Below are 11851 nucleotides of genomic sequence, written 5' to 3' on the forward strand. Positions count from 1 at the left end.
GGCCTACGGGCGGTATGGCTTCAGCCGACGACCATCGTCGCCGGACGACCGACCTGCCAGCGGCGGCGACCGACTACTTCGCGCCCGAACTGGACGCTCTCGACAGCTATCTCGACACGGTGCCGGCGACCATCGACGCGGCGGCCGGGGACGCCGCCGTCGGCCCGATACACGCCCTCCCGTGGTTCTACGTGGCCGACTTGACCGGCTGGCGCGGCAGTACGCTCGCCCGCCTGCTGGCCGCGGAGGCGGGCGCACCCTGCTACGAACTCTCGGCCGGGGCCGCGGACGCGCTTCCGGCCCTGTGGTCCGTCGTCGACGAGAGCGGGCGCGGCCCCGTCGTGCTCCACCTGGAACTGCAGGGCGAGGGCGGGCGGATTGTACGCACGCTTCGGGAGGCGCTCCGCCGTGACTACACGCATACCCCTGACAGCTGGGACGAGCCGGTTCGCGGCGACCCGGCGAACCTCCACGTCGTCTTCACTGACACCAACCCCTCGAAGCGGCTATCCGTGCCGCTGCCCGCCGCGACGACGCCCACCACCGGCGCGGTCCTCTCATATGCGCCTCGCTGGAGTATGCTCCCGGAACGACCCGACGGAACGACTGTGCTTCCGGACCCGCCAGCGCTCCACGACCGCGAGGCCGAACTTAAGCAGTTCCTGCTGGCTGCGCTGGCTGAACGCGGTAGCGACGACGCCAGACAGCAGTACGTCGACAACGCCGTCGAAATCCTGTCGATAACCCACTCGCTCATCGGGAAGCGCGACCTGCTGTTCGACGTGTCGCCGCGGCCGGCGCTGAAGTACGGGGCGCTCCTTGAGGAACTCTCGGTCGGTGCGGCGACGGAACGACTCGGCCGGGACGTACTCGGACAAGTGCCACAGAGCCCCGGGAGCGAGGGGGTTCGGGCGACGCTGCGGGACCTGCTGCCGGAGTGAGTGCGGGCGACGGCGCTCAGTTCGCGTCGCTGACGATTTTGACGACCGCTCCCTCTTCGAGTTCCGTCTCGTCGCTGATGCGCCGGTTCTCGCGGGCGTCGACGGCGTGGATGTAGCCGTCGCCGATGTCCGAGTGGACGGCGTAGGCGAGGTCCTTCGGCGTCGACCCGCTGCGCAGCAGGAACGCGTCGGGGAGGACGTTCCCCTGGCCGTCGGTCCAGTGGGTCTCGTTCTGGACGGGGTAGGCGGTCAGATGGTCCAGCAGGTCGTAGACGGCAGTGTCGAGCGCGCCCTGAACGCCGGTGCCATCCCACTCCTCCATGACGCCGCGGATGCGGTTCAGCCCCTCCCGCTGCTGGTCGCTCACGTCGCCGACGATGTCGAAGTCCGGGTCGCCGGGGTCGTAGTCGACGACGCCGGCCTGCGCGGCGTTACGCAGCGCGAGTTCGCCGTCGGCCGTCGCCGGCACGACCACGTCGGCGGCCGCCTGCAGGGCCTCGATGTTCCCTTCGGGGGCGATGTCGGCCTTGTTCGCGACGACGACGAGCGGCTTCGTCCGCTGGCGGATCTCCGTCGCCAGCGCCTCGCGGTGTTCGTCGGTCCAGGCGATGGGGTCCTCGGGGTACTCCAGGTCCCGCAGGGTGCGGGCCACGTCGAGTTCAGAGGCTCCGACACCGGCCAGCATATCCACGAGCGACTCGTCGAGTTTGAAATCCGGCGAACGGGACTGGCGCTCGATTGACTCCCAGTTGCGCTCGACGATGCTGGCGAGCCACAGATCCATCTCCTCCTCGACGAAGTGAACGTCCTCGACGGGGTCGTGCTCGCCGACCTCGACGGGTTCGCCCTCGGCGTCGGTGCCGCCGGAGGCGTCGACGACGTTGAGAATCACGTCGGCGGTCGACAGTTCGTCGAGGAACTGGTTCCCGAGGCCACGGCCCTCGTGAGCCCCGGGGACGAGGCCGGCCACGTCGATGAGTTCTACCGGGACGTACCGCTTGCCCGCCCGGCAGTTGTCGTCGCCACAGCGCTCCTCCCGGTCGAGACAGGGACAGTCCGTGCGGACGTGGCTGACCCCGCGGTTGGCGTCGATGGTCGTGAACGGGTAGTTCCCAACGTCCACGTCGGCCATCGTCGCCGCCTTATAGAAGGTAGACTTGCCGGCGTTCGGTTTGCCGGCCAGCGCGATAGAGAGCATGTCAGCCCCTACCAGTGGCCGTCGAAAGGGGGTTTCGGTTCGGCCTTACGGGCTGACCCACTCGCCGCGCTCGTCGCTGCGCGCTACGGCGTCGAGGACCCGCTGTGCCGCGAGCCCGTCGGCGAAAGAGGGCTCCTGCGTCCCGCCCTCGGCGACGGCCGTGAGGAACTCGTAGTTCTCGTGGACGAACGTGTGTTCCCAGCCGATGACGTGGCCGGGGGGCCACCAGTGGTCGACGTAGGGGTCGTCGGCGTCCGTGACCAGCACCTGCTGGAAGCCGCGGTCGCCCTCCGTGAGCACCTGCAGTTCGTTCAGCCGTTCGAGGTCGAACTTGATTGCGCCCTTCGACCCCTCGATTTCGATGGTGTGGGCGTTCTTGTGGCCGTTGGCGACCCGGGACGCTTCCAGCGTGCCCATCGCCCCGTTCTCGAAGGCAATCTGGGCGCTGTAGGCGTCGTCGACGGTCACCGGACGGGTCTCGTCGCTGCCCTCCACGGGACGTTCGTCCGTGAACGTCCGGAGGTGCCCGCTCACGTCCGTTATCTCGCCGGCGGCGTCGCCGAGCAGGAACCGGGCCAGGTCGACCGTGTGGGAGCCGAGGTCGCCCAGCGCCCCGCTGCCGGCCATCTCCTCGTCGTTGCGCCAGGACCACGGCGCGTCGGGGTCGACCAGCCAGTCCTGGAGGTACTGGCCGCGGAAGTGGTGAATCTCGCCGAGTTGGCCGTCGTCGATGAGTCCCTTCGCGTACTGGATAGCCGGGACGAACCGGTAGTTGAACGCCGCACCCGCGGGGACGTCGGCGTCAGCGGCCGTTTCGGCCATCTCCTCGGCGGTGTCGAGCGTGGGCGCGAGCGGTTTCTCACAGAACGTCGGCGTCCCGGCCTCCAGCGCGGCGATGGACGGCTCGGCGTGGACGTGGTTCGGGCCGAGGTTGTAGAACACGTCTACCTCGTCAACGATATCCCGCCAGTCCGTTGCAGTCCGGTCGAAGCCGAACTGGTCGGCCGCGTCGGCCAGTGCGTCCTCGTCGCGGCCGACGAGCACGTCCTTGTTGACGGCGGGCGCTTCGGGGAAGAACATGGGCAGGCGGTCCAGCGCGTTGGCGTGGGCCTTGCCCATGAACTTGTAGCCGAGCATGCCGATATCGAGGGTCATACACGGCTGTTCACCCGGGGCCGAAATAACGCTCAGGGTGACGGCAGGGCGGCGGACCGCCGCGAGGGAAAAGCCAAAACCGGATGCGCGCGTTGACCCTGCATGGCCACTGAAACGACTGTCCGCATCGAGGACATCATGTCGACGCCGCTAGAGACGATTTCCGCCGACGAGACCGTCAAAGCGGCCGCGACGCAGATGCAGGCCCAGAACATCAACGGCATCTTCGTCCCGGGGGCGCAAGCGGGCATCATCACGACCACCGACATCGTCGACGCCGTCGCGGCCGGCAAGGACCTCTCGACGGCGACCGTGGGCGACGTGATGACCTCGCCGGTCGAGCGGGTGACGACCTCGCTGGAACTGGGCGAGGCCGCCGCCATGATGACGACCTACGACATCAAGCACCTCCCGGTCATCGACGAACACCAGGACTACGTCGGCATGGTGTCCTCGACGGACATCACGCAGGCGCTGTCCTGAATTGCGGCTCTTTTCGGCGCCGCGTCGCCGGCTATATGAAATCGTCCAGCCCGGCCGCGTCACCGCCGTTGTCGCCCGTGCCGGGCAGCGCGTCGGCGATGGCCGAGGTGAACGAGTCGAGGCCGCGGGTCTGGTACCAGACCGTCCCCGGCCCGGTGAAGTCCATCACCAGCCCCTCGCCGCTGAGCAGCGTCGACTTCAGCCCGCCGACGCGGTGGGCGTCGAAGTCGACCGACTCCTCCCAGGCGACGACGTGGTCGTTGTCGATGGTGTAGGACTCGCCAGCGTCGAGTTCGACGGTCTCCAGCCCGCCGAAGGCCTCGATAAGGACGTTCCCGGTCCCTTTCAGCGCCAGCGGCGTGATGCTCGCGCCGGCCAGCAGCGACTGGATGCCGCCGAACTCCGAGTCGATATCAATGTTGGGGTCGGCCGCGAGAAACGCCCCGTCGACGGCGTACAGCGTCTCGCCGGTGAGTTCGTGGTGATGGACATCGCCGGGCGTCGGCGGGGCAAGGGTGACGGTGCCGGGACCGCCCGTGGCAGTGAACTCGTTTGCGAGCAGCGATTCACCGCCAAGCATCGACTTCGCGGAGCTAAGAAGGCCGTCCCGGCTGGTTGTGGTTTCGATGTCGATAGTCGGGGAGTGGCTGACCATCGCGCCGGGTTCGGCGAGTATCGACTCGCCGCTGTCGAGGGCGGCGCGGACGTGCGTGTACGAGGGCTTGTGTGTAAGTTCGATATCCATAGAGTGTCACTGGATACGGGAATCCGGTCGTATTATCTCACAGACACTATATAAGCCTACGTGCCGAGAAAGCCGCGTCGCTCGTTGTACCGGTCACTCAGCCCAGTAAGCGTCGCCGGGCCGAGTCTCGAAGACAGCGCGGTCGAGTACGTCGACCGCTTTCTCCAGCCCCTCACGTGCGCTGGTCAGCGAGTCCTCGTGTTCGATAGAAAGCGCGCCGTCGTAGCCGACCATCCGCAGTGTCGACACCACGTCTTTCCAGTGGGACTCGTCGTGCCCGTAGCCGATAGAGCGGAACAGCCACGACCGGTCTGCCTCGTCCGTGTACGGCGCAGTGTCCAGTACGCCCTTCTCGCGGGCGTTTGACTCGTACACTTTCGTGTCCTTGGCGTGGACGTGGTGGATGGCGTCGTGCTCACCGAGCAGGCGGATCGCCTCGGTCACGTCGATGCCCTGCCAGTACAGGTGCGACGGGTCGAAGTTCGCGCCGATGCGGTCGTTCGTCCGGCGGCGCAGTTCGAGCAGGCCGCGGGGCTCGTAGACGAGCATGTTGGGATGCATCTCGATGGCGACGTCCACGTCGTGTGCGCCGGCGTGGGCCGCGAGGTCCGACCAGTACTCGTCGGCGACGCGCCACTGGTACTCGTGGGCGTCGGCGTGTTCGGTCGGCCAGGGGGCGGTAATCCAGTTCGGAACCTCGTCGTCGGGGCCGCCGGCAGGCAGCCCAGAAAAGCCCGTGACGGTGTTTACGTCAAGCTGGTCGGCCAGCCGAATCGCTTCCCGGAGTTCCCGGTCGGCCTCAGCGGCGCGCTCATCGTCGGGGTGGAGCGGATTGTTATGTGTCGCCAGCGCGCTCACCCAGAGGTCGTGGTCGTCAAGGAGCGCCCGCAGTTCGGCCTGCTTGTCCTCGTCGTCGAGGTACGCTTGCCGGTCAAGGTGGTCGTCACCGGGGAAGCCGCCACACCCCAGTTCGACTGCATCGACGCCCAGGTCGCTGAGATACGCCAGTGCCTCGTCGAGTGACTGTCCGCCCAGAGGGACCGTCAGTACGCCGATATCCATACCCAGCGATACAGCCGGTGTCAAAAAAAGCGTACTGCCGACGCGCTGGTCTCGCTGTCCGGCCAGCAAGCGATACAGACCGGAAAGAGAACACCGAGGGGACAGGTCGGCGTAAAGGATTAACGCCGGGAGTGCGGTGGTTCTGTCATGATTGTGGCCGTACTCGGAACCGGACAGCGGGGGCGGGATATCGCACAGCGGTGTGTCCGTGCGGGCCACGAAGTGCGTCTTCGGGGAACAGATGCGACGGACGTGATGGACCGAGTCGACGAGATTCGGCGGGCGCTAAACGATGACGTCTCGGCCAGTATCGACGGAACCACCGGGCTCGAAAGCGCCGTCAGCGGCAGCGACATCAGCATCGACGTAACCGACGGCGGGACGGACAGCCACCGAGAAGTGGTCGCCGAAACGGAGACCATGGTCGAAGATGAGACGCTCATCGCCGTCAGCGACACGTCGCTGTCGGTGACTGCGGTCGCGACCGGCCTGCGGAGCCCGGACCGGGCCGTCGGTCTCAACCTTGTCGACCCGCCGGACGGCGCTATCGTCGAGGTCGTCATCGCCGAACAAACGACAGCGGCGACCCGCGACAGAGTCACTGACTTCGTCGAGAGTCTGGACGCCTCACCGGTCGTCGTCCGCGACACGCCGGGGTTTGCCGCGCTCCGACTCGAGCTCGCTACCATCGCCGAAGCGATCCGGATGCTCGAGGACGGCGTCGCCGGCGTTCGTGATATCGACCGGACGTTCGAGCGTGGCGGCTCGGACCGTGACGGGCCGCTCGTTCGCGCTGACCAGCACGGACTGGAAACGGTGTTGACGGCCCTAGAAGACCTCGCCGAGCGGCTCGACGAGCGGTTCGAGCCGCCGGCGCTGCTCCGTCAAAAGCTCGCGGATGGACAACGCGGTGCAGTCTCCGGCGAGGGGTTCTACGTCTGGGAAGACGGCGAGCCGACGACCGGAGCCGCCCCGGACCCGGAGGTACCAACGCGAGACAGCGACCCAGATCTCAGATGAGCACGCAGGAGGACACCCCGGCCGAACCGGAGAGAGAGGACGATGAGTTCGCGACCCTGTTCGACGAGCTGCAGGAGTTAGAACAGCTTGTTGACTCCGAACACGAGCGCCAGCAGGTCCGAGATGCGATGCGCGCGGCCGCGGATTCCCAGGACCACGAGCCTGCGACCTTCGGCCGGGTCGTCTGGGGCTTCGGCCGGTCCGACCTCGCCGAGGCGCTGCTGGGCTCGCTGCTGTTCGGGATACCGATGGCCGTCGAGGGCGGGACAGTCGACGCCGGCCGTCACATCGCCCAGCATCCGCTGTATCTCGCGGCGACGGTCGTCATCGCCATCGGGCTGGTCATCTCGATTCTGTACGTGGCCGACTTTCAGGATGTGCGGGTGGCGAACCCGATTTTCGGGCTGATTCCCCGGCGACTCGTCGGCGTCACCGGAACAGCGCTAGTCGTCTCCGTGGCCCTGCTCACGGGGTGGGGGCTGGTCGAGTGGTCGGCGGACACCGCAGTCGTCTACGAATCGGCCTGCATCTGTGCCGTGGCGTTCGTTCCGATGGCGATCGGCGCTGCGCTCGGGGACATTCTGCCCGGGAACTAGGGCCATGGCAGTCTCTCGCGGTGGCGGTCGCGTTTGGCAATCGTTAAAAGCCGCGGTCGGATACGGAGAGGTATGAGCGAGAGCCAACAGAAACAGGCGCGCAAGTGCGTCTCGTGTGGCATCAACATCGCCGGCACGAACGCCGCCGCGTTCAAGTGCCCGGACTGTGGCCAGCAGATCTACCGCTGTGCCACCTGCCGGAAGCAGAGCAACCTCTACAAATGCCCGGACTGCGGCTTCATGGGGCCATAACAATGGGGAAAGTAGCAGCCAAGATCAAGGTCATGCCGGAAAGTCCCGAAGTCGACCTCGACGACCTGCAGGAGCGTCTCGAGGGCGTGCTTCCCGAAGGAACGAAGATCAACGGGTTCGAGCGCGAGGACGTCGCCTTCGGTCTCGTCGCGCTGACGCCGACGGTCATCGTCCCCGACGACACTGGCGGCACGGAAGCCGTCGAAGAGGCCTTCGCGAACGTCGATGATGTCGAGTCGGTCTCCGTCGAGAGCACCGGTCGCCTGTAATCGACTCGCCGCCGTCGTTTTCTAGTTGAGTCTGTAGCGACTGCAAGAGCACGACCAGCGACAGTCGCGGAACGCACGTTTTATTAGGGCGACCGGATTAGCGAGGAGCAAGAATGCCTAGTTCAAACGGACCCCTCGAAGGAACACGAGACAAGCTCAAGAACAAGCCCCGTGACCGCGGCACCTCGCCGCCACAGCGCGCCGTCGAAGAGTTCGACGACGGCGAGAAGGTTCACCTCAAGATCGACCCGTCCGTGCCCAACGGGCGCTTCCACCCACGGTTCGACGGTCAGACCGGGACCGTCAAAGGGAAGCAGGGTGACGCGTACAAGGTCGACATCGTCGACGGTGGCAAGGCGAAAACCATCATTGTCACCGCTGCGCACCTGCGCCGGCAAGAATGACGATATTCAAAGAGAAAGTCAGCGAGGAGTTCCTGACGGTCGCAGAGACCAAGGAGATACTCGAAGACCTCGAGATGGAGCGGGCCGCGGACGAGGACCGCGAGATGCGCTACGAGCTCAAGCGGGCCATCGAGCACGTCAACCGCTTTGCCGTTCTCGACCCCGAGGAGTCGCTACAACTGGTCGAAGACCTCGAAGAACTCGAGAAAGTCGACACGCCGACGGCCTACAAGATCGCGAACCTGCGGCCGCTGGACCGCGACGAGCTCCGGGCCGTGTTCGCTCAGGAGCGGTACACGCTTGACGGTGACGAACTCGACGAGATACTCAACATCGTCAAGCAGTACGCATAACGAGGAACTCGTCAGCTCGGTTCTCGGCCGCTCTCTCTACGTTTACAGACGAGCAGCCACGCGAACAGATTCGTTCCAGTTGCCGCCAAACGGACACAAAGGGAGCGCCGGCGTCCCGTGAAGCGGTTCGGGGCATCCACCGGCATTAAGTATGCTGTGCTCGTACTGCCTGACATGACTGAATCGGAGAGCGGCGGCGACACTATGATGGCAGCTGTCCTCGATGTGCTCCCGCACGGACGGCCCGGCGACGACCGGCCGCAGCACCAGAAGGAGCCGCTCGCGTACGCGCTCGACATCGATGAGTTCTATATTTACGAGTTGCAGCTTGCGGACAAGGACGCTGACATCGCCTTTGGCGACCGCGTTGACTTGACGGAGTTCGGCCGCGTGACGGAAGTTGAGTTCGAAGATATTCCGAGCGGCGCCCGTTCGGAGCTCGACTACGCCGTCGAGGAAGTCGTCGAGGCAAACGAGCAGCGGTTCGTCGACTTCTACAACGACGCCCAGCCGATCACGCTGCGGCTCCACCAGCTGAACCTCCTGCCGGGAATCGGCAAGAAGCTCCGCAATACGATTCTCGACGAGCGAAAGCGAAAGCCCTTCGAGAGCTTCGACGACCTCGAAGAGCGCGTCAACGGCCTCCACAGTCCAAAAGAGACGCTTGTCGAGCGGATACTCGAAGAGCTACAGGACGACGACCTGAAGTACCGGCTGTTCGTCCGGCGTGAAGAACAGTCCTCCTAAGCCTGTCAGCTGCAAGCAGCGAACCCGACAGCCGACAGTATAAGGCGACCCTTTTCTACCGCGACCCGCTACGGCTCGCTAATGACTACGATCGAGACAGGGAGTCGGGACCCCGACGCGCTCGTCCGGCGGGCCGGCAAACGGGCCGACACCCGACAGGACCAGCACTTTCTCGTCGACGACCGGGTGCTGGACCGGATTCCCGAGTACGCGACCGAGGCCGATATCGACACCGCGCACGTGCTGGAGATCGGCGCGGGCCCAGGGGCGCTGACGGACCGCCTGCTCGCGGCGGCCGAGCGTGTGACCGCAGTCGAGCGCGACCCGGACTTCGCGGCGCATCTCCGCGAGGAGTTCGCCGAGGAGGTCGCGGCGGACCGGCTCACTGTCGTCGAGGGCGACGCGCTCGACGTCGACCTCCCCGAGTTCACCGCCAGCATCTCGAACCTGCCCTACGGCGCGTCCTCGGAAATCGCGTTCCGCCTACTGCCCGAGGGGCGGCCGCTCCTGTTGATGTTCCAGCGGGAGTTCGCCGAGCGGATGGCCGCCGGCCCGGGAACCGACGACTACGGGCGGCTCTCGGTGACAGCGGGCCACTACGCGGACGTGGAAGTCGTCGAGACGGTCCCGCCGGAAGCGTTCGACCCCCAGCCACGGGTCACCAGCGCGCTCGTCCGGACGACGCCGCGGACGCCGGACTACACCGTCCCCAGCGACGACTTCTTCATGGACTTCCTGAAGGCAGTGTTCACACAGCGTCGGAAGACGATGCGAAACGCCGTCCGCAACACGGCCCACATCTCCGGGCTGGGCGACCCCGACGCGGTGGTCGAGGCGGCCGACGAGGACCTGATGCGCGCCCGCGCCGGGAAGCTCACGCCGGCCGACTTCGCCACGCTGGCGACGCTCGCCTACGAGGTCGGCCAGCCGGAGGTCTGAGATGGGCGAGGAGCCGAGCGACGCGGCCGACGCTGGCGGGGACGGCGACCGCCCCTCGCTGGCCGACCAGCGCGGCGTGGAATCGGTGTACCAGCCCGCGGAGGACTCGGACCTGCTGGCCCGGACGGCCCGCGAGCGAGTCGGGGCGGGCGATACCGTCCTCGACGTGGGGACGGGGTCGGGCTACGTCGCCGCGACGCTCGCCGAGGCCGGCGCGCGGGCGGTCGGAGTCGACGTGAGCCCGCTCGCGTGTCGGGAGGCCGCCGGCAACGGCGTCCCGGTCGTCCGCGGGGACCTCGTCGAACCGTTCCGGGCGGACGCCTTCGACCTCGTGGCGTTCAATCCCCCGTATCTGCCGACGCCGCCCGAGAAGGAGTGGGACGACTGGATGGAACACGCGCTCTCGGGCGGCGAGGACGGTCGCCGGCTGGTCGACCCGTTCCTCGAAACCGTCGAGCGCGTGCTGGCCCCGGGCGGCGAGGCGCTCGTGCTCGTTAGCAGCCTCACGGACCCGGATGCGGTGCGAGCGTACGCGAGCGACCACGGACTGGCAAGCGAACGCGTGGCGAGTGAGAAACATCCGTATGAAGTGCTCGTCGTCCTGCGGTTCTCCGCCGAGTAATTACCGTTGGGCATTTGATCGAATAGGAAATATTAAAGCCCGTCATTTCATACCCCAGGGCAATGACACAGGTAATCGCCACGACACCTGGGCTCTTTCCGCTCCCGGACTGGGCCAAGGACGAACTGGCAGATCTGAAAGGTCATCAGAAGACCGACCTCATCTCGGGCGACGAGTCCGGTGAGGTCGTTGCGGCCTACGACGAGGCCCGCGAGGAAGTCATCGGCGTCCAGCAGGACGCCGGCCTTGACCGCGTTGTCGAGGGCCAGTTCCGCTGGGACGACATGCTCGCGCACCCGCTGGCCGTCCACGACAACGTGGAGACGAAAGGCATCGTCCGCTACTACGACAACAACAACTTCTATCGGGAGCCAGTCGTGCAGGGCGACCTCTCCGCCGACGGCGGCGACGTGGCCGCGGACCTCGGTGCCGCAGCCGACCACGTCGATTCGGGACTGCAGGCCGTCCTCCCCGGGCCGTACTCGCTCGCGGACCTCGCCACGGACGAACACTACGGCGACGACGCCGAGTTCCTCAATGCGGTCGCCGACTTCCTCGTCGAGGAAGTGAAGTCGTTCCCCGAGATAGAGACCCTGTTCCTGCTTGAACCGTCGCTGGTCGAGAACACGCCAGAGGACGGCGAGGACAAACGCGCCGCCGAGGCAATCGATGCCATCGCCTCGGCTGCCGACGCTGAAGTCGTCGCCCACACCTACTGGGGCGCAATCGAAGAGAAGGCCTACGCGCATCTGATGGACGCTGACGTGGATGCCATCGGCTTCGACCTCGTGGCGAACCACGATCAGACGGTCTACAACGTACAGGAGTACGGCACCAAGGACGACGTGGCACTTGGCGTCGTCGACGGCCAGAACACGCTCGTCGAGTCGCCCGAGACCATCCGCGACCGCATCGACTGGTTCGAACAGCAGACCAACACCGCCTACGACACCGTCTACGCGACGGCGAACACGGAAACGTTCTATCTCCCGGTGAACAAGTTCGAAGACAAGCTCGAAGCGCTCGCAAACGCCGCAGACCTGGAGGCGGCGGAGGCATAAAACG

General features: G+C 66.3%; 16 protein-coding genes. 12 read left to right on the top strand and 4 right to left on the bottom strand.

Annotated elements, in window-relative coordinates; all coding sequences use genetic code 11:
* Nucleotides 1–14 precede the first annotated feature (14 nt).
* Nucleotides 15–941 carry a hypothetical protein gene (locus DVK00_RS08560; RefSeq protein ID WP_121577583.1) on the top strand — a complete coding sequence of 309 codons (927 nt, stop codon included), beginning with the start codon at nt 15–17 and terminating at the stop codon, nt 939–941.
* 16 nt (nt 942–957) lie between these two features.
* Here DVK00_RS08560 and DVK00_RS08565 read toward each other — a convergent pair whose 3' ends face one another.
* On the bottom strand, nt 958–2139 hold the full coding sequence (locus DVK00_RS08565) for a redox-regulated ATPase YchF (RefSeq protein WP_121577584.1): 1182 nt from the start codon (nt 2137–2139) through the stop codon (nt 958–960).
* A 45-nt stretch (nt 2140–2184) separates the two neighbouring features.
* Nucleotides 2185–3294 carry a Gfo/Idh/MocA family protein gene (locus DVK00_RS08570; RefSeq protein ID WP_121577585.1) on the bottom strand — a complete coding sequence of 370 codons (1110 nt, stop codon included), beginning with the start codon at nt 3292–3294 and terminating at the stop codon, nt 2185–2187.
* Nucleotides 3295–3396: 102 nt separating this feature from the next.
* On the opposite strand from DVK00_RS08570, the gene DVK00_RS08575 reads away from it, so the two are divergent.
* Nucleotides 3397–3777 (top strand): cyclic nucleotide-binding/CBS domain-containing protein, encoded by a 381-nt coding sequence (locus DVK00_RS08575; RefSeq protein ID WP_004516615.1) that lies wholly within the window; start codon nt 3397–3399, stop codon nt 3775–3777.
* A 31-nt stretch (nt 3778–3808) separates the two neighbouring features.
* On the opposite strand, the gene DVK00_RS08580 is transcribed toward DVK00_RS08575, so the two are convergent.
* Both DVK00_RS08580 and DVK00_RS08585 read right to left on the bottom strand, forming a co-directional pair.
* Nucleotides 3809–4522 (bottom strand): TIGR00266 family protein, encoded by a 714-nt coding sequence (locus DVK00_RS08580; RefSeq protein ID WP_101349657.1) that lies wholly within the window; start codon nt 4520–4522, stop codon nt 3809–3811.
* Nucleotides 4523–4615: 93 nt separating this feature from the next.
* Nucleotides 4616–5584, bottom strand: coding sequence for a sugar phosphate isomerase/epimerase (locus tag DVK00_RS08585; RefSeq protein ID WP_121510934.1), 969 nt, complete (start codon nt 5582–5584; stop codon nt 4616–4618).
* Nucleotides 5585–5731: 147 nt separating this feature from the next.
* Here DVK00_RS08585 and DVK00_RS08590 point away from each other — a divergent pair, with 147 nt between their 5' ends.
* The 10 genes from DVK00_RS08590 (at nt 5732) to DVK00_RS08635 (ending at nt 11847) form a co-directional block, all read left to right on the top strand.
* Entirely contained in the window at nt 5732–6604 is an 873-nt protein-coding gene (locus DVK00_RS08590) for a 3-hydroxyacyl-CoA dehydrogenase family protein (protein ID WP_101349655.1), read from the top strand.
* Complete coding sequence (locus DVK00_RS08595; protein WP_101349654.1) at nt 6601–7200, top strand: DUF2391 domain-containing protein; 600 nt, start codon at nt 6601–6603, stop codon at nt 7198–7200. Before DVK00_RS08590 ends, DVK00_RS08595 begins: the two co-directional genes overlap by 4 nt.
* Before the next feature lie 72 nt (nt 7201–7272).
* A complete protein-coding gene (locus tag DVK00_RS08600; RefSeq protein WP_004516620.1) occupies nt 7273–7452 on the top strand; it encodes an HVO_2753 family zinc finger protein in 180 nt (59 codons plus the stop codon).
* A gap of 2 nt (nt 7453–7454) precedes the next feature.
* Nucleotides 7455–7721, top strand: coding sequence for an elongation factor 1-beta (locus DVK00_RS08605; protein WP_004593354.1), 267 nt, complete (start codon nt 7455–7457; stop codon nt 7719–7721).
* Between the two features lie 113 nt (nt 7722–7834).
* Nucleotides 7835–8125 (top strand): 50S ribosomal protein L21e, encoded by a 291-nt coding sequence (locus tag DVK00_RS08610; RefSeq protein ID WP_101349653.1) that lies wholly within the window; start codon nt 7835–7837, stop codon nt 8123–8125.
* Complete coding sequence (locus DVK00_RS08615) at nt 8122–8478, top strand: RNA polymerase Rpb4 family protein (protein ID WP_121510936.1); 357 nt, start codon at nt 8122–8124, stop codon at nt 8476–8478. Before DVK00_RS08610 ends, DVK00_RS08615 begins: the two co-directional genes overlap by 4 nt.
* A 174-nt stretch (nt 8479–8652) precedes the next feature.
* A complete protein-coding gene (locus DVK00_RS08620) occupies nt 8653–9225 on the top strand; it encodes a DUF655 domain-containing protein (RefSeq protein ID WP_101349651.1) in 573 nt (190 codons plus the stop codon).
* 81 nt (nt 9226–9306) lie between these two features.
* Nucleotides 9307–10164 carry a 16S ribosomal RNA methyltransferase A gene (locus DVK00_RS08625; protein WP_121577586.1) on the top strand — a complete coding sequence of 286 codons (858 nt, stop codon included), beginning with the start codon at nt 9307–9309 and terminating at the stop codon, nt 10162–10164.
* Nucleotide 10165: 1 nt separating this feature from the next.
* Nucleotides 10166–10786: a HemK2/MTQ2 family protein methyltransferase gene (locus tag DVK00_RS08630; protein WP_121510938.1), complete on the top strand. Its 621-nt coding sequence runs from the start codon at nt 10166–10168 to the stop codon at nt 10784–10786.
* 62 nt (nt 10787–10848) lie between these two features.
* Nucleotides 10849–11847, top strand: a complete 999-nt coding sequence (locus tag DVK00_RS08635; RefSeq protein ID WP_121577587.1) for a 5-methyltetrahydropteroyltriglutamate--homocysteine methyltransferase — start codon at nt 10849–10851, stop codon at nt 11845–11847.
* The last annotated feature ends 4 nt before the right edge of the window (nt 11848–11851 follow it).

It is taken from the genome of Haloarcula sp. Atlit-47R (assembly GCF_003665985.1).
GTDB classification, from domain to species: Archaea; Halobacteriota; Halobacteria; order Halobacteriales; family Haloarculaceae; genus Haloarcula; species Haloarcula taiwanensis.